We start from the raw sequence: 21,477 nt of genomic DNA, 5'->3' as shown, positions 1-21,477 counted from the left end.
CTTATACCATTCATTCATCGCGTCAGATCGACCGACAAAGCCTAGCCACGAGTAATTGGGACTGGTGCTCGGCGCGTCTGGTCCTTGCGATCGATCATCTTCGTGAACCCTGATGAAGAGGATGATCCTGATGACTGTAATTACCAAACTTGTATCCGCTGCCGCCCTGGCGGCTGCTATCGCGCTACCTGTTGCCGCTCCGGTTGCTGCTGGTGAAAAGTCAGCCGCCATGTCCGAGGACATCGTCGTGCGCTCTCAAAGCGCGATGAACGAATGGCAGAAAGATACCACAAAAGAGCTGAACCGCGCGCTGATGCGCGACCCGATGACCCGTAAGTTGCGGCCAAACAACGCGGTTGTCGAAGTCGCCTTTACGCTCGGCGCGGACGGCAAAGCCGATAACATCGCTGTGCTCGATGGTAACGGCAACTATGCGGCCCGCCGAAGCGCAGAAAACGCCGTCCGGCGGCTTGGCACATTGGCCGATGTTCCAGTGACGCGACCTGCGGGCACACGCTTTCTCGCTGCGATCATCTTCGCCGATAACCGCAAGATACATTCAGAACTTGCCGCAAAAATCAAAAAGTCTCGGGCGGAGCGCTTTGCTTCGAAAGATCCCGAAGGCGCAATCATTTTGCTGGGCGGATAGGGAGAGCTCTACGCCTGACAAAAGGGCTCCGGCGCGTTTTTTTGGCTTCGCGCCGGGGGCTGGGTGCCGCAACCCATCTGTCGCCAGTCCCTTAATAGGCAGGTGGGTTGCGGTGCGTGCGGCAATGCGGCAGACCCGTCTTCAAACAAAACGTATTTGTAAGAGAGGCCGCCTGAACCATGCCGACAATCATCACGCCCAACACCGGTATCGAGCTGTTCTACGAAGATAACGGAAACCCGGATCACGAACCGATCCTGCTCGTTATGGGTCTGGGTGCTCAGATGGTGCTGTGGCCGGACGAATTTGTCGAAGCGCTGGTGGGCGAGGGATACCGCGTAATCCGGTTCGACAACCGCGACATCGGCCTCAGCCAGAAGATGGAAGGCGCGAAGGCTCCCGGTCTCAAAATGCAGGTACTGCGCAAGATGATCGGTTTCCCCGCGCGGGTGCCATACACGCTGGCGGAAATGGCGGACGATGCGGCGGGCTTGCTCGATGCGTTGAAGATTGACCGTGCGCATGTCGTTGGCGCTTCAATGGGCGGAATGATCGTCCAGCTGATGGGGATCAACCATGCGGACAAGCTGCTTTCGCTCACATCGATCATGTCGACCACCGGCAATCCCAAAGTGCCGCAGGCGGACAAGCAGGCGATGGAAGCGCTGATCGCGCCGCTTACGTCATTGGAAGAGCAGGACCTGCTGGCCCACGGGATCAATGTTCAGCAGAGCATCGGCAGCCCAGGCTATCCCGCCGATCCGAAGCGCCGCGAGGAAAAAGTGCTGAAGGCGATTCGTCGCAGCGTCTATCCTCCGGGCCTCCCGCGCCAGCTTGCGGCGATCATCGACGATGGCGATCGGCGTGAGCGGTTGAAGAATGTCACCACTCCAACGCTGGTGCTGCACGGCGAGGATGATCCGCTGGTGAAGCTGGAAGGCGGGCAGGATACTGCGGCGCATATTCCGGGCGCGAAGCTGGTGACGATTCCGGGATGGGGCCACGATATCCCGGTCGAGCTGATCGGCCGCGTGACTCAGGAAATCGTCGATCACGTCAAGTCTGTCAGCGTTTCCGCCTGATCCAACCATCGCTGAATTGACGCCGCGTGCCGGCCCGGCGCGCGGCCTTTGGCGCGAATCATTGGCGCCGCTTTTCGGTGCTCCACGACACGCTTCAAAACGGCGCGAAATTCGCAGAGCGTTGTTCCGCCTGCGCTATTTCAGATGTCGCCGAGGGAGCCTTCTGGATTCGAATATTGCGCACTTGGATTCGAATGATTCACAAGCCCATCTGATGCCTTTTACCCGCCAAAATTTTTTCGCAGATTCCTTTTAGGGGTTGCGCAGCCGACAAGCCTAGGATTTCTGCCGCGTCGCGGCGTTGCAGCATTGTAATACACCCGCCAAACTCAGGCCGATTTTACGTTAATCGACATTTACCCTCTTGCGCCAATCGAGCGCCTGATTCAGTATCTAGTGGTTATTCGGGGCTGCTTACCCACAATACCTAGTGATCGCAGCGCATCGACCCCATATATAGAAAACTGGGGTGTTTGCGCAGGGGATCGGAGTCTCTGGGGCAGGCGAAGCGGATCCGAATAGGATGATTAGAGGATAAACCACAGGATAGCCTGTGGGTTTTCTGTTGATCTGTCGGTAGAGAACAGAATCGGAACATACGCATTTCTTCGCTAGAAGGTGACGTGCTCCGATTCGGGGATACAAACGGGGCTGTAATGGAATTTAAAGCGAGCGATAGCGTGCCAAATGAAAACGCGGGCGACGTAGTGACAGAAACAGAAAACGGCGCAGCATCAAGCGCCGAAACCGAGGCGAAAGCAGTAGGCATGAAGACGAGCGACAAAGGCAGCGAAGAGCTGATCGCGGCAAAAGCTGGCGAAGCGCTGGCTGGTGCCATTGGCGAAGCCGCCAAAAGCGCGGCCGAGCCTGATAGCAAGAAGGTTAATGATCGCCGGTTCGATGTCAAAATCGATGAATCGCGCGATGCGAACCTGACCGAATTCGGCAAAGAAACGCTGATCGATCGCTATCTGCTTCCCGGTGAGAATTTCCAGGATCTGTTTGCACGCGTTGCGGATGCCTATGCCGATGATCAGGAACACGCCCAGCGTCTCTATGATTACATCTCGCGCCTGTGGTTCATGCCTGCAACGCCTGTCCTGTCGAATGGCGGCACATCGCGCGGTCTGCCGATCAGCTGCTATCTGAACTCTGTATCCGACAGCCTCGATGGCATCGTGAACACCTGGAACGAGAATGTCTGGCTGGCCTCGAAAGGCGGCGGCATCGGCACATATTGGGGCCACGTTCGCGGTATTGGTGAGCCTGTCGGCCTCAACGGCAAGACCAGCGGCATCATTCCATTCGTCCGCGTCATGGACAGCCTGACCCTCGCGATTTCGCAAGGGTCGCTGCGCCGCGGTTCGGCGGCTTGCTATCTCGATGTCAGCCACCCTGAAATCGAGGAATTTCTCGAAATCCGTAAACCGTCGGGTGACTTCAACCGCAAGGCATTGAACCTGCACCACGGCGTGTTGCTAACCGACGAGTTTATGGAAGCTGTCCGCGACGGTGCGAAGTTCGATCTGAAATCACCGAAGACCGGCGAAGTGCGCAGCACAGTCGATGCGCGTTCGCTGTTCCAGAAACTCGTTGAAACACGCCTCGCCACTGGTGAGCCTTACATCGTGTTCAATGACACCGTGAACCGCATGATGCCAAAGCATCACCGCGATTTGGGTCTGAAGGTTTCGACATCGAACCTGTGCAGCGAGATCACGCTGCCGACTGGCATCGATCACCTTGGCAATGACCGCACGGCGGTGTGCTGCCTGTCTTCACTCAATCTCGAAAAATGGGATGAGTGGAACGGCGACAAGCAATTCATCGAAGACGTGATGCGCATGCTCGACAACGTCCTGCAGGATTACATCGATCGCGCGCCGGACGAGATGGCCCGCGCCAAATACTCCGCTGAGCGGGAACGTTCGGTTGGTCTCGGCGTGATGGGCTTCCACTCTTTCCTCCAGCAAAAAGGCCTCGGCTTTGAAAGCGCGATGGCAAAGGCGCTGAACCTGAAAATGTTCAAGCATATTCAGGCGAAAGCATCCGAAGCGTCGATGCTGCTCGCTCAGGAACGCGGACCGTGCCCTGATGCCGCAGAAATGGGCGCGATGGAGCGCTTCAGCTGCAAAATGGCGATCGCACCGACGGCATCGATCTCGATCATTTGCGGCGGTACGTCCGCTTGCATCGAGCCGATCCCAGCGAACATCTACACCCACAAAACCCTGTCGGGCAGCTTCATCGTGAAGAACCCGTATCTTGAGAAGATTCTCGACAAGAAGAGCAAGAACTCGACCAATGTCTGGAACTCGATCCTCGAAAAAGGCGGTTCGGTTCAGCATCTCGACTTCCTGAGCGAGGAAGAAAAGGCGAGCTTCAAAACCAGCTTTGAAATCGATCAGCGCTGGCTGCTCGAATTCGCTGCTGACCGTTCGCCTTATGTCGATCAGGCGCAGTCGCTGAACCTGTTTATCCCGGCGGATGTCGATAAGTGGGATCTGATGATGCTGCACTTCCAGGCTTGGGAAAAAGGCATCAAATCGCTGTATTATCTCCGGTCGAAATCGGTTCAGCGCGCGGGCTTTGCCGGCGGCGTCGAAGCGGATAACACCGCCGATGCAGCCAAATTTGAACTGGCCGCAGAGCAGACCGATTATGAGGAATGCCTCAGCTGTCAGTAACAGTCTGATTTCAAAGATTGACCCCCGCGAGGCCGATGCTTCGTGGGGGTTTTCTTTTGAGAGCCTTCGGAGGCTGGTTTTACGTAACGTTAAGCAAACCTCTGTTACGCAGCGCGCGTTATGCAAACACGTCAAACCTCGCGCAAAACCGTTTCCCTGCCGGGCCGATATTTCACCGGTCTCGGTTCGCCGGTCGACGTGACATTGATTGACCTTTCGACCGGAGGTTGCCGGTTTGCACCTGGTCCGGGCAAATTCACGCCTGGCACGCCTCTGCAAATTTTCGTCGGAAGCTCAGGTCCGCATCGCGCCAAGATCAAATGGAGCGACGGCGGCGACATTGGTGTGACCTTTGTTACGCCGCTCAGCGAAGAGGTGATTGAGCAGACTTTGGATGGTCACGTTCCCGATCTTTCGAAAGATATGACGCCGGGCGAATTCGAACCGATGGGTAAGAGCCTGCCGAACCGGTTCTGTTGAGCTCGGTTTTTATCGGCGGCTGAGCAAATCGCCGCTCACCAACAACTCCATGTCATAATCGCTTGCGAAATGCGTGCGCCTTACAGGCCATGCAGCGAACGCCGTTTGCTTGCCGAGTAACTTTTGCCGTTAGGCCGAGTGAGCAATCGGATCGGCGCGTCCGACCAATTCAACCCGGTTCCGGCCCGAATTCTTCGCGCTGTAGAGAGCTGCGTCGGCCATCTCGATCAATTCTTCGCGAATGAATTCGCAATCCCCGTATGCGACCGGGACGATCAGGTTCGCGCCAAGTCCCACACCGAGGGACGCCGTGACGAGCGAGCGCCCGCTAGGGCCATGCTCGCCCCCAACTGGAACTAGCAGGGCAGCAATCCTTTTGCGGATGTCTTCGGCGAGGTCGCTGGCGTGACCCGAATAGCTTTCGCAAAGAGCAACGATAAACTCCTCACCGCCATAGCGTGCAACAACATAGCGCTCTTCACCGATGACCGAATGCAGGGCCTGCGCCACCATCGTCAGGCACGTATCACCGGCAAGATGCCCATGGGTATCATTGAAGTGTTTGAAGTGATCGATATCGACCATAATCATTGCCGCGCGCACGCCGTTCGTGCCAGCCTGCGCCGACGCCGACGCCGACGTCAGGCGTTCGTCAAAAATACGCGCAAGACCGCGCCGGTTTAGGGCGCCGGTCAACGGATCGCGCTCGGAAAGATCGCGCAGTTTGCGGTTGGCATCGCGCAGCTCGCTCGCCGAAAATTGGGTGTGAAGGTTCAGCAGGAAATTGCGCCGGCGCAACTGCTCGATCCGGGCCGCCAATGGCAATGTGCCTGACGCCACAACGCTCAACAGCAACAGATAATGGGCGCGATCAATCAACGCACTGTCCGGCCCCAATGCCAGCACAGTCAGGACGGTCCCGATAAATGCAAAATCAAACACCAGCAGGCCGCGCATGGAAAGCGGCAGCACGATATTCGCGAGCCCGATAATGAGCGTCGTCGCCGTCAAATAGGTTGCCGCATAGTGAGGGGGCAGTTGGAACGCGAGGTAAGTGATTATGCCGGCGAATGTGACCGGAGAGATGATAACGCAGGCCAAAACCACCTGCGTCCAGCGTTTGCTCGCAGCGAACATTGCCAGCAATGTGACCGGCCCGATGAGCAGGACCCGTAAAATTGCGCCTTCTTTGGCCATGGCCGGGTTGATCAGCGCGTCGATGCCAATCGTCGCGAGGCACGTGATAAAGCCGAGCATGAAGAGAAAGTGATGCTCGCGGTAGACGCGGGCCTCAATCTCTTCGCGGTAAAGATCGCGAACCTTTGGCGGCCAGCGCCCGGTTTGATCGGCTGAAACACTGAGCTCTTCGATTGCGGATGCGTCGATCCTGTCCGCTGCGCACTCCTGCTGAGAGAATGCCGGATATTCGGCCACCACTGCGGCCGGTATGAAAGAGCCCTCTACACCCACGCTGCTGGTGATAGGCGTGTTTGTTTAACGGGCCGTTAGCCTAACCGCGCATTTCGCCACATGCGCGCAATGCAACCCGCAACCCCTTGGTTTCATGCGCGCTTTGCATCACCCAATCGGGCGCCCGCCATTCGACTCAGAAAATACACGGTTTATCCCCGCCGAATCATCCCTGCTTGCCTTCGATTCGTTGCTCTGTTTCCCTATATGGGTAGCTGAACACAAACCAAGGATGCACAACATGTCGTTGCTCGAAGCTCGCTCTACCTACAAGCCGTTCGAATATCCGTGGGCTTACGACTTCTGGAAACGTCAGCAACAGATCCACTGGATGCCCGAAGAAGTGCCCTTGGGTGAGGACTGCCGCGATTGGGCGCAGAACATCACCGAGCATGAGCGCAACCTGCTCACGCAAATCTTCCGCTTCTTCACGCAGGCCGATGTCGAAGTGCAGGATTGCTACCACGACAAATATGGCCGCGTGTTCAAGCCGACCGAGATCAAGATGATGCTGGCAGCGTTTTCCAATATGGAAACCGTGCATATCGCGGCCTATTCGCACCTGCTCGACACGATCGGTATGCCGGAAAGCGAATACAGCGCGTTCCTCGAATATGAGGAAATGGCCGACAAGCACAATTACATGCACGAATTCAGCGTCGACACGGATGAGGATATCGCCCGCACGCTCGCCATGTTCGGCGGCTTTACCGAAGGGCTTCAGCTGTTCGCATCCTTCGCCATGCTGATGAACTTCCCGCGCTTCAACAAGATGAAGGGCATGGGGCAGATCGTCAGCTGGTCGGTCCGCGATGAAAGCCTCCACTGCGAAGGCATCATCAAGATGTTCCACACCTTCTGCGAAGAGCGGGACTGTCTGACCAAGGCGGTGAAGGAAGATATCATCGATATCTGCCAGAAAACCGTCCGCCTCGAAGACGCCTTTATCGACCTCGCCTTTGAAATGGGCCCGGTCGAAGGGATGACCCCGACCGATATCAAGAAATACATCCGCTACATCGCCGATTGGCGTTTGAAGCAGTTGAAGCTGCAGCCGATCTATCTGATCGAAGAGCACCCGCTGCCATGGCTGACCCCGCTGCTGAACGGTGTGGAGCACGCCAACTTCTTCGAAACGCGCGCCACCGAATATTCCAAAGGCGCCACCACCGGCGACTGGAACACCGTGTGGAACAGCTTCGACAACCGCCAGAACGCCAAAGCCGCCAACGAAGAAGAAGCGGCGGATGAAGGTCCGGATATGTTTGGCGAGGTTGAAGCGGCGGAGTGAGGCTTTGATCCGTGAGGACCTAAAAGACCCAATCTTGCAGGCGCTTCGGGCAGGCAAAGGTAAGGCAACAATTGCCGAGGTTTGCAAGTTCGTATGGGATAACTACGAAACGAAAATTAGGGCGTCTGGTAAGTATTTCTACACTTGGCAGTATGAGCTCCGCTGGGCTAGTGATTTACTTGTCAAAGAGAAGAGAATAAAAAAGGGACCGCCGCGCGGCGTATGGCAGATAATTTAGGGCCCTAAAGACAATGTTGCAGGTGTTTATTGATGCGAACATTTATCTCCGATTTTTCGCCTACTCTACAGATGCCCTTGACGAACTAGAGAAGTTCAGAGCTCTTTGTGAAGCCAAGAAAATTAAGCTCTTTCTAACTGATCAAGTCAAAAGAGAGATCGCGCGTAATCGCGATGCTGAAGTAAGCCGTGCTCTGGGGCGCTTTGAGAAATCTTTCTCATCACCTGAGATACCCCGTTTCGCTGCCAATTTTGACGAGACAGTAGCCGTCTATGAGGCCGCGAAAGCGCTTACAGCGGCAAAGTCCTCTTTGAGAGAAAAGTTGGACGCTTACATTGATTCGAACTCTTTACCTGCAGATGATCTGGTCAATCAGCTTGAGCTTGTTTCGGAGTTACTTGTTGCTGATGATCACGATTTCATGGCAGCACGTGATCGACGCGACTTTGGCGATCCACCTGGAAAGCGTGATAGCCTAGGCGACCAACTAAATTGGGAAATGCTTTTAGATCAAGCCGCAACAAATTCTGACTTACACATCATCACTCAGGACGGAGACTTCTTCTCGAAGCTCGACAAAGATCTGCCAGACAGGGCTCTGGTGAATGAGTGGCATGACGAGAAGAGTGCGGATTTGTTCATATATAGAAGTCTTGGCGAATTCGCGAAGAAGCACTTCCCAGAGATCAAATTGCCAAGCGATGTATTCCGAACTGAATGGGTAAGTCGCTTGGCCAAAACTAGGAGCTTTTCGACAACTCACACCTATGTCGAAAAGCTTCAGGGGATTTTCGATGATCTCACTCTCGAAGATGCTGTCCGCTTGTTTCAAGCTATGATTGAGAATGAGCAGATAAACTGGATTTCGGAAGACGAGGACGTAAAGGAATTCTTTCTCAAGTTATATGACAAGTTCGGGTACGAGACGTCAGGAGAGCTCGATAAGCAGTTATATGAGGCTGTCGACTATCTTGGTATTCCATTTTAGGACTTCGCCGTAAGGGCAATGACTGTGCCCTCAAATTTGGGCTAGTCTCCTCAATTGACCCACATCAAAGACACGCACCACCCCGCCGTCCATACCCTCCTCACACACTAGGTAAGGAGAGCCCCCAATGTCGGCCCACACACCCAACGAACTCACCGAAATTTTCAAGCGGGATCGCGATCTGTTGACGCGGCTTAAGCGTGACAATGCGCATTATGCGAAGCTCGCCGACGAGTATCATGCGATCAATCGTCAGGTGCACCGGATCGAGGCTCAGACCGAGGCTGCCAGTGACGAGCGCACCGAAGAGCTCAAGCGCACCCGCCTTGCGCTGCTCGACGAAATCACCGCCATCGTGACCCGAGAACGCGCCGCCGCGGCCTAAGCGCGCCTTACGCTCCGGCGAGCAAGACTTTCGAATACCAGACATGGATCGGGATGGTCGCTTTGATCAGCGGCCGGTCCGGCTTTGCAAGCCAGCTGCCAAAGAAAAGGCGCGTGCTGCCTTCGCCCGTCGGCTGGACCGAAAGCCAGCTTGCCGTCGCGCCAGAAAAATCGCGCAGCAGGATCTCGCTTGAAGAACGCTCGACGACATTCCACGCAGCGAAGCTCTTTGCCTCGCCGCTTGCGAGCCGCATCGCGTCTGCATTGCTCGCGCCGCGCCCGATCAGGCCTAGCGCCAGCCGCTCTGGCCGGAAGGCTGCGCTGCAATAAAACCGCTCGATAAATTCGCTCAAGGACACTGCGCCGCTCACTTCGCGGGCAAAGCAATCGCGGTAGTCGCTCTCCACGCCGAACCTGGCGATCAGGCTGCCCGCGGGCACGTCAATTTGCTCAACTTTCTTTGGTGTCACTGGGCTCATCGGTCGATCTCCTCGATCTGGTCCCCGCCGAACGGCAAAAGCACTACTCTTCCTGAAACGCCGCCGAAAGTGCATCCGCTGCACTATCTCTTGATAGCGGCGAACCTATGTGTATTATTATGGCAATACACCTAAGGGGATAATCCATGCTTTCCGCCATCGCACTTGCCTTAACGCAGGCTTCCACCGCAGCGCCGATCCCTCCGATTGAGGAAGCGCGCGCTCGGGTGATCGCCAATGACAGCGCGTTGTTCTGGGCCGCATTCGAAGGCTGCGCCCCTGACAAGCTTGAGCCGCTGCTGACCGAAGATTTCCGTATGCTGCATGATCTGGGCGGGGAGGTCGCGCCGGATCGCGCCGCCTTTATCGGCATTCTTACCGAGCAATGCGCCGACCGCGAACCGGGCGGGAAGAGCGAAGGGTACAAGAACCGCCGCCTTTCCGTGCCCGCAAGCCGTCAGGTCACGCCGCTCGGCAAGTGGGGCGTGCTCGAGCGCGGGATGCACACATTCCACGAACTGCGTCAGCGGCCGGCGGGCACTTACGGCGCGGATGATCCCGGCGGCCCGACATGGGTGCAGGTGGGCGGCGCGCGCTATATCCATACGTGGAAATGGATGGCGGAAGAGGGGCGTTTCCGCCTGCAACAAAGCCTCAGCATCGATCACGGCGAAGCGACCGCATACCCGCCAAAAGAGGGCTGAATTTTCCTACAAAGGGGCTGCGTGGTAGCGGGAAGGAATGCCACCGCGCGCCGAATGCCCCGCAAGTGTTGGCAAAGTGTCAACTGTGTCCAACATGGTTAGGGCGCTCAAATCAAACGGAAACACCCTGTAGGGCATGCATGACACTTCGCGAATCTGTCATGTGTTCCCTACAGGTTTGGCGCGGGGCTCAGAACAGCCAGCTTTGCGGGTTGGGCATGGGTTCGGATTTGCCGGCGCGCACGATCGACAGAATTGTGCGGACGCAGCCCCATGCCATCAGCGCCAGAAACACAAGGAACATGCCGAAGAAGATCGCAAAGAAAGCAAAGGAAGGCTCTCCGCCGGATCCGGCATTGTGCGGGATCATCGCAAAGAAACTGCCGAACCATACGACAAACGCCGCAATGAACAGGACAAAGCTGACCCAAAAGGTGCGGATCAAATAGGTGAAGTGCGACCGCTCCCACTCCTGCGTATCGCTGTCACCGCGCCAGATATGCGCCAGCACGACGCCGATCATACCCGAGAATGGAACGAGAATACTGCCCAAAAACAGAATGCCGACGATGATAGGCCGCGACAGATTCAGACCCGTCTGGGGCTTGCCAGTCTGCTTGTCATGCGCTTTTTCGTCCATTGAACTGTCCCCTAATCCGCCGTTTCCAGCAGGCTAGGGTATGGTCCGGGGTAAGGCAAAGGTTTGGCGGGAATTCGCGTTAACCCGATCGTCACCATCGGCACCCGCAGAAAGCCTTGGATTGCGCAGATGAGGCAAAGGCAGGGCCGGTAAAGCCGCGTAAAATCGCCATTTTTCGGCATTTTCCTAAGGTTTTCTTCACCTCGGCGTCTCATTACCGGGTTCAGTTAATTCACACGAAGGGTATCGCATGAAATTCGTACAGGGCCTCGCCGGACTCACATTGGGAATGGTGGGCGGATTGCTGGTGATCTTCTTCGTCCTCGGCGGCCCTCCCGCGACAGAAGCGCTTCAGGCCGAAGCGCCTTCGCCTCAAGCATCAGTCGAAAAAGTTGATAGCGATGCTGCTGCTGCCAACGAAAATGGAGCGCATGTTCGCGTTTCGCTTAAAGGCTAACCGAGCTAACGCGCGACTCTATTCCCAGCCCCATGCGGGTAGGGGAGCATCCACGGTTTCGGAGAGGTCAAATTCCACTCTGAAGAATCGGTCCTCCGGCGCGCCAGCATCGACAGTTCGTTTGAGTTGATAGGCAAACACGCCGTTTTCGACATCGGCATCGTCAACCGCGACGGTCCAGACATTCGTGACCGAGGCAGCAAGCCCTTCGCGCTCGAATAGGGCAGTGCTCTCCGCATCCACGGGGAAATCCTGAGAGGTTGCAGAACCCGCATCATCCGTGTCGCCGCCATACATTGTCACGGCATCTTTCGTCCCGTCCTCATGGCGGTGATCATGCTTGAGGCGGAGGCCCGTTTCGGTTCGGGTGATAAGCCAAGTGCGCGACCGATCCCATTCGCCATCCGCCGCGACATGGAACGGTATGGCGATCCGATCATCGGAACATTCACGGACATGCATAACCATTTCCGCTTCGGCGAAATCAGCATCGGCCGCATCCTCGCTGACTAGCTTGCCTGCAAAAGCGTTCCCGCAATGGCTGGATAACGCAGTCCAGAATTCATCCTGGGGGGTGGCTGCCGCGCCATCATCAGGCGTTGCCGTGTCCGGCGCAGAGCACCCAGCCAGAGCGATGGCCGCTGCTAGAGCAGACGCTGTCAGTTCAGTCTTTCCCATGCGGCTCAAAAGAGCATCGTTTCGGGGTCGGGCATAGGCTCGCGCTTTTGTGCTTTCACAAGGCTCATCACGCTGCGCACGCCGACCCAGATTGCGATCACTGGAAACAGCAGGATTCCGATCAGGATGAATGTGAGGAAAAACGCAATAATGCTTGCGACAAAGCCGACCCAGAATGTGCGGATCAAATAGGTGAAATGCGATGCGGCCCAAGCTTCTTCGTTATCGCTCTGCCAGACATGCGCCAGAACGATGCCGACGAGACCGGAAACTCCGGTAATGAAGCTGCCCAGATAAAGCAGGCTGATGATGGTCGGCTGGTTAAAGTCGAAGCCGTTGTTGGTGCTCTGTTCGCTCATATTCGATCCCCTATCCAATGGTTAGTGTATGCGAGAGCCGCGCGAGAGCAACCCCCGTCGGTAAATTGCCGCGCCTATTTGCACCAATCGGTTTGCGTTGCGCCCCATCCGCTCTCTGAGGCCAGGCTGCGGCTCAGCATGTGTTGGGCTAGGTATTCGCGTTCACCATCTCTCACTGGGCGGCTGATTTCGCGAAGCTCGCGGCCATATTGATCGCGTGGGGGATCGTCTTCGCCGCTCCATTCGAAGGGGCCAAGCGCCAGCCAGGCGTGCAGCGCATCCTTGGCTTTGATTGCGCGCCGGATCTCTGCTGGACAAGCGCCCTCCAATTCCGGCGCGTCATATCCAGTTATGCGAATACGCCGCCGGTTCGGCCCGCTACCGATGATCACTGTATCGCCGTCGACGACGCAGCCCTGTGCGTCTGACCATGGCTGGCCGCATTGCGCGAAGCGGTACGACACACGCTGCCAGCCCTGTTCTTCGACATAGGGGCGATAGATGAACCACCAGCCTGCGCTGACAATTGCGAGGAGGATCGGCACGCGCCAAATTGTCCACCAGCTCGCAATGCCTACAGATCGGCGGGCTTTGCGAAATTTCGGTTTGCGAGAGGGGCGCTTGAACATCGAATTGCCAGTTTAACAGGCTGCCCGGTGATGCCAAGTTGGTGCGATCAGTCGCGCGCCTCTTTTCGTCTATCAAAGCCACTTCGCCGGTCACCCTTGCGGCGATCTTCACCGTCGAACGGCAATTGCTGTTTCCGGCGGTCGTTCCCCCGACGATCTTTGTCTCGATTACCAGACTGCTCGGGTGGCTCCGTACTCATAGTCCTGATCTCCACTTCGTTCGTGCGAGCATGCAGTCTCTTCCGGGCTGCTGGGTGCTTGCGCCGCGCCTCGGCTATCGTACTAACACGTAGTCACCTCTTCATATTGTAAAAATTCGTCCGCAGTTTGAAGCAAAGAAAAGGGCCGCACGGATTGCTCCGCACGGCCCATTCTCGGCACATTTCAAATATGCCTGATTTTAGAAACCTTAGGCTGCGATCGGCTCAAGCGACCCTTTACCAGTCGGCGTTTCAATTTCGAGGCAGGTGCCTGCATCGACATAGGTCCATGCATTGCCTTGATAATCAACTACGCTGGTGCCGGCGCAGCTTGTACCCGGGCCAGCGGCGCAATCATTCTCGCCAGCTTTGGAAATGCCATAGCACTTTTCTTTTTCGCCAGCTCCGTCAGCGGCAGCGATCTCTTGCACATCGCCATCGGTTGCGGCTGCGTCTGCTTCTGCCGGTGCATCAGCGCCGCCGGAACATGCTGCGGCAAGGCCTGCAGCGGCTGCGAGTGCGATTGTGCCTTTGAGACGTGTGGTGTTCATTGTATTTCTCCTGATTAAACCCTTGTGGCGGTTTACGCTCGCCATTCCCCAAGAATTCGTAAGGAACCATCTTTTGGTTACAGTGCCAAGCGATAAATTCGTCAGCCGTGCAGGCAAAGCGCCGAATGGAGGTGCCGCTTTGCAGTGATTGTCCAAAGCGGCTAAGCGCCGCAACCTAACTGTTTTACCACCGCACCTAGGCGAAAAGGACAGGCGCGATGACCGATATTGCTGATAAAATGGCGGATGCCTCTGGCCTGTCCAAAGTCGAAGTTCTGATCGAAGCGCTGCCCTATTTTCAGCGTTATGCGGGCCGTACATTCGTTGTGAAGTATGGCGGGCATGCAATGGGGAATAAGCAGGCTGCACGCGATTTTGCGGAAGATATCGTCCTGTTGAAGGCGGTCGGTATCAACCCGGTTGTCGTCCATGGAGGCGGCCCGCAGATAGGTGATATGTTGTCGCGCTTGGGCGTTGAAAGCACCTTTGTTGATGGCCTGCGTGTAACCGACGAGGCGACCGCGAAGATCGCAGAGATGGTCCTGTCCGGCGCAATCAACAAAGAACTGGTCGGCTGGCTGTCGAATGCTGGCGGCAAGGCGTTGGGCCTATCGGGCAAGGATGGCGGGCTGGTCACTGCGCGCAAAGTCGAGCGGACAACGCGCGATCCGGAAAGCCTGATCGAAAGCGTTGTCGATCTTGGGTTTGTTGGCGAGCCGGCTCACGTCGATACGAGTGTGATTGATACCGCCGTTGCCGCAGGCATGATCCCCGTGATTGCTCCGATTGCGGGCGGCGAAGACGGCGCAACGTATAATATCAACGCCGATACCATGGCCGGCGCAGTTGCAGCGGCGCTGGGCGCGGCGCGGCTGTTTCTGCTGACAGATGTTGCAGGCGTGTTGGATGCCGATGGCGAATTGCTGCCTGATCTGTCCCCGCAAGACATTGCAAAATTGCGCGAAGATGGCGTGATCAAAGGCGGCATGGTGCCCAAACTGGAAACGTGCGTATCCGCGGTTGAAGCAGGCTGCGAAGCCGCTGTGGTTCTGGATGGCCGCATCCCGCATGCGATGCTGCTCGAATTCTTCACAGCTCGCGGTGCTGGCACACTGGTCCGCGCCTGAACTCGCCCCTATATCGGTGCTAAGTGAAAAAGGTGGCGCAAGGCGTATTACTACGGTAACACGGCTGAAACGGGACAAAACCCGCGCATGGTTCGGGCCGCGCGCGCAGCAAAGGCAGTTTAAAGCACTATGGACCTCCTAATCGAAGTCACCGGCATCATCCTCAATGCGTTTGTGATGCTGATCATCATTCAATTTGTTATCGGACTGCTGTTTGCGTTCAATGTTGTGAACCAGTCGAACCAGTTTCTGGCTCAGGTCTATCAGTCCATCAATTCGCTGCTTGAGCCGATCCTTCGGCCGATCCGAAACATTATGCCGAACACTGGCGCGATAGACTTCTCTCCGCTGGTTTTGATAATCGGCGCGAATATTTTGATGGCGGTTCTCCGCAGCGTTTAACTGACAAAACTACAGGACATTGTTCCCGATATGACCGCCACACGAATTGACGGAAAAGCTTTTGCCGCGCGCCTGCGCGAACGTGTGGGTGCGTATGCTGCCGGTTTTGAAAAGTCGGTCGGACGTAAAGCAGGTCTCGCCGTCGTGTTGGTGGGCGAAGACGCAGCAAGCCAAGTTTATGTCGGTGCGAAGGGCAAAGCGACGCTGGCCGCCAATATGGCGAGTTTCGAGCATCGCCTGCCGTCTGACACCACATCCGAAGCGCTGATGGCGCTTGTTGAGCAGCTCAATAATGACGACAGCGTAGACGGTATTCTGGTGCAATTGCCGTTACCGGATCACCTCGACGAACAAAGCATTATCGCCGCGATCAGTCCGGATAAGGATGTCGACGGATTTCATGTCATCAACGCAGGCCGATTGAGTGTCGGCCAGACGGGTTTTGTCCCATGTACCCCGCTCGGCTGCATGATGCTTTTGACGGACCGCTTGGGTGACCTTTCCGGATTGGAAGCGGTTGTGATTGGCCGATCCAACATCGTGGGCAAGCCGATGGCTCAATTGCTGTTGGATGCGAACGCAACTGTGACAATCGCGCACAGCCGGACGAATGATCTCGCTTCTGTGGTGCGCCGGGCGGACATTGTCGTGGCCGCTGTGGGACGTCCTCAGATGATTGGCAAAGACTGGCTGAAAGACGGTGCGACTGTGATCGACGTTGGCATCAACCGCCTGCCACCTGAACCAGGTAAGGAAAAAGGCAAGTTGGTCGGCGATGTCGCGTTTGACGAAGCCAGCGAGGTTGCCGGGGCAATTACTCCGGTGCCTGGCGGTGTAGGTCCTATGACGATTGCGGTCTTGCTGCGAAACACTCTTGTCGCGGCGCATCGCAATGCCGGGCTTGAGGCTCCAGCAGACTTATGAGGGCGTTGGCGGTCATTGCTTTGGCCGCGACGGTCACCGCCTGCACGACACCTTCGGGCAGCTGGTCTGTCCGTCCGGGAATGCCACTGATCGCGGCGGACAATCTCCAAAACCGATTGGCTCAGGACGAGGGCGTTATCGCTGCGCTGACCAAAACCGCTGCGCCTGGAGCCGTCATCTTCGCCCCTGGTCCCGTCGATGCGCTGAAATGGCTCGGCGAGCAGGAGCGGTTTCCGCAAAGCCAGTGGCAGGGCCATCTCGTCGCAGTATCCTGTGATGGATCGTTGGGCGCGGTGACTGGCGCGATCCAGTGGGGCGAATATCCCGGCTATTACACGACCATCTGGCGGTATGAGAACGCGGCGGAAAACCAACGCGGCGAGTGGCGCTGGATTGTTTCGCATGGCGACGCGCTCGAAAACCCCCGTCCGGCACCGCAGCGCGCGCTGACGCAGGTGGCTTCTTGCAAGGACATTCCCGAGCCCGCTGGCATGATAGGTCAGGCTGGACAGTCGGCAGATGGCTCACTGCGATACAATTGGACCTACACAGTCGATGATGGCCGCACTCTGACAGTCGAAATTTGGGATGGCTCAAGGTTTAAGGCAGTGATCGCAGACAAAGTTGCCGCTGGTCAGGCTGAGTAAATCGGGCAGGCTGCAATCGCCGCTGGCAATTGCATCGGAGAATCCATGAAGACTGCACCGCTTGTCCTGTTCAGCAGCGCTCTCGCAATGACCGTTACTGCCTGCGGAACTCCGCAAAGAGGCCCTTCGCAAAAGGTGATAGCCCGTGCACTTCAAAGCGCACCGGGCGCGGCTCAACCCAGTACAATCGTAAAGACCGAGATTGCGTACGCTCGTGCTGCGCAGACAGATGGGCAATACACTGCTGGCCTCAATTATGCAGCTGGCGGTGCGCGTCTGCATGGTCGCAATGGACCTGTAAGTGCGCTCGCTGTTTTTGGTGAGAACAAGAACCCAGAGCAGGCCGTCCAATGGTCTCCGCGAACAGTCGTGATGAGCTGCGACGGAGCGCTCGCGCTCAGCCTTGGCCGGTTTCAGGATCAAGAGGGTTTTGTAGGCAACTATGTGACCACATGGGTGCGGCAAAGCGATAACAGCTATAAATGGGTTTATGATGTGGCTGGCCGCGACAACCCGCAGCCGCCGCCGCGCGCCGAGTTTGAAGATGGCGATATCGTCGTGACGGCAATCGACGCGGTTCAAGGCCTTGTTGCGACATGCCCACGGCGAGGTGACCCAGTGCCTCCTCCGCCGCCACTGCTCCTTTCTGAAGATGTGCCTGGAGACGCCACACTTTCGCGAGATGGCACCTTGCGCTGGCGCTGGGAACATGGCTCAGACGGCACGAAATACATCGCTGCTGACTATTACTATAACGGCGAATGGGTTACCGCGATTGATGAAGGGTTCGCGTCGCCTGCCGAATAGAGATCGTGGCAGACTGCGCCTATCCTGACAGAAATTTTCTGCTAGAGGCCGCCGCATGGTTTTTACTGAGCTCTTTATCTCCGCCTTCATTACCCTGTTCGTGGTGATTGACCCGCCCGGATGCGCGCCAATCTATGCAGGTCTAACTAAGGGTGCGACGGGCGCGCAGGCGCGCAACATGGCTTTGCGCGCGACAGCCATTGCCGCGGTCATCCTCACGATCTTCGCTTTCTTCGGCGAAGACCTGCTTGGCGCGCTGCATATTCAGCTCGACAGTTTCCGCATTGCGGGCGGGCTGATGTTATTCTTCATCGCGTTTGAAATGGTGTTCGAAAAACGCACCCAGCGCCGCGAGGAACGCGCCGAAAAAGTCTCTGCCGCGGAAGTCGAAGATGTTTCGGTTTTTCCAATGGCGATGCCCATGCTCGCTGGTCCCGGCGCGATCGCGGCGATCATGCTTCTGATGAATGAAGCCGACGGTTTCGAACAGACAGCAGAGGTGTTTCTCGCGCTTGGACTGGTGTTGGTGCTCACTGCTGCAGCCCTTGTCGCAGCAGGGCCGCTTATCCGCTTGCTCGGTGACAAAGTTGAGGCGGTTATAACCCGTTTGCTCGGCGTGCTGTTATCGGCTCTTGCCGCGCAATACGTGATCGATGGTCTGCGCGGCAGCTTTATGGGGTGACGACTAAGCCTATGCGATTGTGCTGACGATCCCGTAGGCCGACCCTATTGCGACAAGCAATGTTCCCATTGCCCCCATGGCGCGCATGCCAGCAAATGCTTTGCGCAGACCAGTCAGATCATCGCCGTGCGAACCGGCAAGTGATGCAAAGCCAAGCGCGTGCAGTGAACGTGCGGCGGCAAAGCCGATGCACAAGACCAGTACGAAGGTTGTCTGACCCGCAAGAATTTCGAACAGCGCAATCACCACGAGAAACAAGCCTGAATTCTCTGCAAGGTTGCCGTGTCGGCGGACTTTCCGTTCGAGATCACGGTCACCGCCATCACCAAGGAACTGACCTTTGGATCGGTGCAGGCCGACGCTGAGCATCAATACCACCTGAAGAACGATCAAGAATGCGCCAAGCGCTGCAGAGTATATGGGTAGGTTGGTCACGATGCATTTCCCCGTTCAAGGATCGAAGTGTTCGGATAGCCGATTAGGGCTAGGGATGCGTTGCCCGCGTCCAGCATGTGATCCGGCGCGGCAGCGACACGGGCGGATGCGAAGGCTCCATGCAAAAGCTGGGTGAGCGTTCTGCCAAGCGTTTCGGCGTGATGATCAAGCCCGCGAGCCGCAATCGCATCCCGAGCGATGATGGTCAGATAGTTTTCGACCTGATCGAAGATCTGCTGCGCTTCCCGGCGGATTTCGGGCATATCCTGCCCAAGTTCGAGCGCGAGACCCACAATAGGGCAGCCGTACACATCGCCGCTTTCTTCATGCGTGCTGGCATGTGCGCCGTAGGCAAACCGGTATATTGCTGCGAGGCGGTCTTGCGGCTGTGCGAACGTATCGAAACTGCCGGCAAAGATCGTTTCGATTGTCACCGCGCCATTGTAACGCACGACTGCGAGGGCAAGGTCGCCTTTATCGGCAAAATACCTGTAGATCGTGGCCTTGTTCACGTTTGCGGCTTCGGCAACCAGATCGACAGAAACTCCATGAAAGTTTCGCCGCCAGAATAGTCCTGCCGCAGTTGCGACAATATGCGCGCGGGTGCGTTCACCTTTGGTGGGAAGTGCTGCGATATCCATATGTAACTGATTAGTTACATATGGGGCTGGCCGATAGCGTTCTTATGCGATCAAATGTCGCAAACTCATGGCTGCTATTGCAGTGTCATGATCTCTTCACCGCCATCGCTGCGGCCAAAGAACTGCATCAGCTGCACCAACAGCTCACAGCGCGCAGAGAGGTTCTCCGCCTCTAACAGAGCTTGCTTGGAGGCAGGGTCGAAGGGCGCGATTTGTGACACGCCGTTGATCAAGGAATGGTCATCAAGCCGTTCGACCGAATCCCAATCAACCGTATAACCTTGGCGATCGGCAAACTTGCGTGCTTCGCTTTCGAAGCCGCCGCGCTGAGCATAGCTTAGCGTTTCGTCCTCATCGTCATCGATCGGCTCACCTTCGACTTGCCGGAAAGCGGTCACGACATCGATCTCCCGGAGCAATTTGAATCGGCTTTGGCCTTCAAGGATCAGGTTGTACCGCCCGTCCTCCATCGCCTCGATCTCGCCAATCCGCCCGATTGTGCCAATCGAAAACAGCGGTGCGCCATCAATGGGCTGCTGCGGTTGGATCATCGCAATCTGTCGATCACGCACCAGCGCATCCCCCACCAATGACCTGTAACGCGGCTCAAAGATATGCAGCGGAAGCTGCAGGCCCGGAAAGAGCACTGCACCTGGCAAAGGAAAGATCGAAAGACGCTGGGCCAAACCGCTTACCCGAACAATATCTTGGAAAGACGGCGGCGGGTGGCGACCACCCATTCATCTTCGAGGCCAACGGCTTCGAAAATCTGCAGAAGCTTGGCCTTCGCGGCCCCTTCATTCCACTCACGATCATCCTGAACCATGGTGAGCAAGGTGTCGGCAGCGGCATCACGTTGGGTCGCAGCAAAGGCTGCTTCGGCATAGGCAAGCTTGGCGTCCATGCTTGCTCCATCGGCATCGGCTGCGCTCTTCAGGTTCGCCAGTTCGCCATCATCGACTTGCGTTCCTGCCAGTTCCAGCGCGCTATTGGCCGCGACGATTGCCGGTTCGTCTTTGATTTTTTCGTAGACGGGGCTCGATTTGATGGCCTCCATCATTTTTTCGGCTTCGTCCGCTTGGCCCATCGCGATCTGCGAACGGATCATGCCGGCGATTGCACCGGGATGTTCATTGTCGAACTGAATGATCTGCGCAAACACGCCAAAGGCTTTTTCGGCATCGCCTGCGGCGAGTGCCTCCTCGCCCAGTTTGATATGCTGTGCGACCTCTTCGGCCGACGGGCCTTGCGGCGCGGCATCACCATCTGCGCCAGCCTGAATTGGCAGTTGAGACAGCAATTGATCGAGCACCTGTTTCAGCTGCGATTCGCTACGTGCACTCGTCAGGTCGGCGACAGGTTGACCTTGAAACATGGCATAGACCGTCGGGATCGACTGGACCTGAAACTGGCTGGCGATGAATTTTTCTTCATCGACATCCAGCTTGGCCAGGATCACGCCTTTATCGGCATATTCCGCAGCAACCTTTTCCAGCATCGGCGCCAGCGCCTTGCACGGCCCGCACCATTCCGCCCAGAAATCGAGGATCACCAGTTTAGTTTGTGACGGCTCGACGACGCTTTTCTGAAAACGTTCGACGGCTTTTTGTTCTTCGATGTTCAGACCCATGCTGGCCAAGGGAGGTGCTCCTGATGTGAGTGCGAATTTGATATGCGTCTCATGTGGGGCTTCGCGGCCCGATTTGAAGCGCAGAATTGTACCTGCGAAACTGCTGAAGGCCTAAGCGAGCAGGATCAAGGCAATTTTGCGCGATTTAAGGCTTGCAGGCAGCGCGGGCCGCTGTTAATTGCCCGCCTCCCCAGCAGAGAGGGTGGTTTCCACCGA

Annotated in this window: 26 protein-coding genes; 15 read left to right on the top strand and 11 right to left on the bottom strand. The window is 56.7% G+C overall.

Features of this window, described 5'->3' with window-relative positions; genetic code table 11:
• Positions 1–130: 130 nt before the first annotated feature.
• The 4 genes from MWU39_RS12590 to MWU39_RS12575 all read left to right on the top strand — a co-directional run bounded on the left by MWU39_RS12590 (position 131) and on the right by MWU39_RS12575 (position 4,898).
• Positions 131–649 (top strand): hypothetical protein, encoded by a 519-nt coding sequence (locus tag MWU39_RS12590; protein ID WP_247160487.1) that lies wholly within the window; start codon positions 131–133, stop codon positions 647–649.
• Between the two features lie 179 nt (positions 650–828).
• Complete coding sequence (locus MWU39_RS12585; protein WP_247160486.1) at positions 829–1,731, top strand: alpha/beta hydrolase; 903 nt, start codon at positions 829–831, stop codon at positions 1,729–1,731.
• 656 nt (positions 1,732–2,387) lie between these two features.
• Positions 2,388–4,418, top strand: coding sequence for a ribonucleoside-diphosphate reductase subunit alpha (locus MWU39_RS12580; RefSeq protein WP_247160485.1), 2,031 nt, complete (start codon positions 2,388–2,390; stop codon positions 4,416–4,418).
• 120 nt (positions 4,419–4,538) lie between these two features.
• On the top strand, positions 4,539–4,898 hold the full coding sequence (locus MWU39_RS12575; RefSeq protein ID WP_247160484.1) for a PilZ domain-containing protein: 360 nt from the start codon (positions 4,539–4,541) through the stop codon (positions 4,896–4,898).
• 129 nt (positions 4,899–5,027) lie between these two features.
• On the opposite strand, the gene MWU39_RS14605 is transcribed toward MWU39_RS12575, so the two are convergent.
• Positions 5,028–6,335: a GGDEF domain-containing protein gene (locus MWU39_RS14605; protein WP_247160483.1), complete on the bottom strand. Its 1,308-nt coding sequence runs from the start codon at positions 6,333–6,335 to the stop codon at positions 5,028–5,030.
• Positions 6,336–6,609: 274 nt separating this feature from the next.
• Here MWU39_RS14605 and MWU39_RS12565 point away from each other — a divergent pair, with 274 nt between their 5' ends.
• The 3 genes from MWU39_RS12565 (at position 6,610) to MWU39_RS12555 (ending at position 9,270) form a co-directional block, all read left to right on the top strand.
• Positions 6,610–7,659 (top strand): ribonucleotide-diphosphate reductase subunit beta, encoded by a 1,050-nt coding sequence (locus MWU39_RS12565; protein WP_247160482.1) that lies wholly within the window; start codon positions 6,610–6,612, stop codon positions 7,657–7,659.
• A gap of 251 nt (positions 7,660–7,910) precedes the next feature.
• Positions 7,911–8,885: a PIN domain-containing protein gene (locus MWU39_RS12560; protein WP_247160481.1), complete on the top strand. Its 975-nt coding sequence runs from the start codon at positions 7,911–7,913 to the stop codon at positions 8,883–8,885.
• A gap of 127 nt (positions 8,886–9,012) precedes the next feature.
• Positions 9,013–9,270 carry a DUF465 domain-containing protein gene (locus tag MWU39_RS12555; RefSeq protein WP_247160480.1) on the top strand — a complete coding sequence of 86 codons (258 nt, stop codon included), beginning with the start codon at positions 9,013–9,015 and terminating at the stop codon, positions 9,268–9,270.
• A gap of 7 nt (positions 9,271–9,277) precedes the next feature.
• Here the strand turns inward: MWU39_RS12555 and MWU39_RS12550 are convergent, their stop codons facing one another.
• On the bottom strand, positions 9,278–9,748 hold the full coding sequence (locus MWU39_RS12550; protein WP_247160479.1) for a hypothetical protein: 471 nt from the start codon (positions 9,746–9,748) through the stop codon (positions 9,278–9,280).
• A gap of 146 nt (positions 9,749–9,894) precedes the next feature.
• Here MWU39_RS12550 and MWU39_RS12545 point away from each other — a divergent pair, with 146 nt between their 5' ends.
• The gene (locus MWU39_RS12545) at positions 9,895–10,452 is read left to right on the top strand and encodes a DUF4440 domain-containing protein (protein ID WP_247160478.1); all 558 of its coding nucleotides are present in this window, start codon (positions 9,895–9,897) and stop codon (positions 10,450–10,452) included.
• Positions 10,453–10,642: 190 nt separating this feature from the next.
• Here the strand turns inward: MWU39_RS12545 and MWU39_RS12540 are convergent, their stop codons facing one another.
• A complete protein-coding gene (locus MWU39_RS12540) occupies positions 10,643–11,092 on the bottom strand; it encodes a hypothetical protein (RefSeq protein WP_247160477.1) in 450 nt (149 codons plus the stop codon).
• A 250-nt stretch (positions 11,093–11,342) separates the two neighbouring features.
• On the opposite strand from MWU39_RS12540, the gene MWU39_RS12535 reads away from it, so the two are divergent.
• Complete coding sequence (locus tag MWU39_RS12535) at positions 11,343–11,549, top strand: hypothetical protein (RefSeq protein ID WP_247160476.1); 207 nt, start codon at positions 11,343–11,345, stop codon at positions 11,547–11,549.
• 18 nt (positions 11,550–11,567) lie between these two features.
• Here the strand turns inward: MWU39_RS12535 and MWU39_RS12530 are convergent, their stop codons facing one another.
• From MWU39_RS12530 to MWU39_RS12515, 4 genes are all read right to left on the bottom strand, one after another.
• Positions 11,568–12,227, bottom strand: a complete 660-nt coding sequence (locus tag MWU39_RS12530) for a hypothetical protein (protein ID WP_247160475.1) — start codon at positions 12,225–12,227, stop codon at positions 11,568–11,570.
• A 5-nt stretch (positions 12,228–12,232) separates the two neighbouring features.
• Positions 12,233–12,586, bottom strand: coding sequence for a hypothetical protein (locus tag MWU39_RS12525; protein WP_247160474.1), 354 nt, complete (start codon positions 12,584–12,586; stop codon positions 12,233–12,235).
• 74 nt (positions 12,587–12,660) lie between these two features.
• Positions 12,661–13,131, bottom strand: a complete 471-nt coding sequence (locus tag MWU39_RS12520) for a hypothetical protein (protein WP_247160473.1) — start codon at positions 13,129–13,131, stop codon at positions 12,661–12,663.
• A 493-nt stretch (positions 13,132–13,624) separates the two neighbouring features.
• Positions 13,625–13,966 (bottom strand): DUF2282 domain-containing protein, encoded by a 342-nt coding sequence (locus tag MWU39_RS12515; protein WP_247160472.1) that lies wholly within the window; start codon positions 13,964–13,966, stop codon positions 13,625–13,627.
• 239 nt (positions 13,967–14,205) lie between these two features.
• Here MWU39_RS12515 and argB point away from each other — a divergent pair, with 239 nt between their 5' ends.
• The 6 genes from argB (at position 14,206) to MWU39_RS12485 (ending at position 18,555) form a co-directional block, all read left to right on the top strand.
• Positions 14,206–15,093: an acetylglutamate kinase gene (argB, locus tag MWU39_RS12510; RefSeq protein WP_247161083.1), complete on the top strand. Its 888-nt coding sequence runs from the start codon at positions 14,206–14,208 to the stop codon at positions 15,091–15,093.
• A gap of 129 nt (positions 15,094–15,222) precedes the next feature.
• Positions 15,223–15,495 carry a YggT family protein gene (locus MWU39_RS12505; protein ID WP_247160471.1) on the top strand — a complete coding sequence of 91 codons (273 nt, stop codon included), beginning with the start codon at positions 15,223–15,225 and terminating at the stop codon, positions 15,493–15,495.
• A gap of 30 nt (positions 15,496–15,525) precedes the next feature.
• Positions 15,526–16,419, top strand: coding sequence for a bifunctional methylenetetrahydrofolate dehydrogenase/methenyltetrahydrofolate cyclohydrolase FolD (gene folD / locus MWU39_RS12500; RefSeq protein WP_247160470.1), 894 nt, complete (start codon positions 15,526–15,528; stop codon positions 16,417–16,419).
• Entirely contained in the window at positions 16,416–17,066 is a 651-nt protein-coding gene (locus MWU39_RS12495) for a hypothetical protein (protein WP_247160469.1), read from the top strand. The genes folD and MWU39_RS12495 overlap by 4 nt, the downstream gene beginning before the upstream one ends.
• 45 nt (positions 17,067–17,111) lie before the next feature.
• On the top strand, positions 17,112–17,873 hold the full coding sequence (locus MWU39_RS12490; RefSeq protein ID WP_247160468.1) for a hypothetical protein: 762 nt from the start codon (positions 17,112–17,114) through the stop codon (positions 17,871–17,873).
• A 55-nt stretch (positions 17,874–17,928) separates the two neighbouring features.
• Positions 17,929–18,555, top strand: a complete 627-nt coding sequence (locus tag MWU39_RS12485) for a MarC family protein (RefSeq protein ID WP_247160467.1) — start codon at positions 17,929–17,931, stop codon at positions 18,553–18,555.
• A 9-nt stretch (positions 18,556–18,564) separates the two neighbouring features.
• On the opposite strand, the gene MWU39_RS12480 is transcribed toward MWU39_RS12485, so the two are convergent.
• From MWU39_RS12480 to MWU39_RS12465, 4 genes are all read right to left on the bottom strand, one after another.
• Positions 18,565–18,990, bottom strand: a complete 426-nt coding sequence (locus MWU39_RS12480) for an MAPEG family protein (RefSeq protein WP_247160466.1) — start codon at positions 18,988–18,990, stop codon at positions 18,565–18,567.
• Positions 18,987–19,631, bottom strand: coding sequence for a TetR/AcrR family transcriptional regulator (locus MWU39_RS12475; protein ID WP_247160465.1), 645 nt, complete (start codon positions 19,629–19,631; stop codon positions 18,987–18,989). Before MWU39_RS12475 ends, MWU39_RS12480 begins: the two co-directional genes overlap by 4 nt.
• 74 nt (positions 19,632–19,705) lie before the next feature.
• A complete protein-coding gene (locus MWU39_RS12470) occupies positions 19,706–20,371 on the bottom strand; it encodes an LON peptidase substrate-binding domain-containing protein (protein ID WP_247160464.1) in 666 nt (221 codons plus the stop codon).
• Positions 20,323–21,261, bottom strand: coding sequence for a tetratricopeptide repeat protein (locus MWU39_RS12465; RefSeq protein WP_247161082.1), 939 nt, complete (start codon positions 21,259–21,261; stop codon positions 20,323–20,325). Before MWU39_RS12465 ends, MWU39_RS12470 begins: the two co-directional genes overlap by 49 nt.
• Positions 21,262–21,477 lie beyond the last annotated feature (216 nt).

The organism is Erythrobacter sp. F6033 (assembly GCF_023016005.1).
In the GTDB taxonomy this organism is placed as follows: domain Bacteria; phylum Pseudomonadota; class Alphaproteobacteria; order Sphingomonadales; family Sphingomonadaceae; genus Erythrobacter.
The sequence above is the reverse complement of the archived record's forward strand: the minus strand, read 5'-3'. Positions and strand labels throughout refer to the sequence as shown.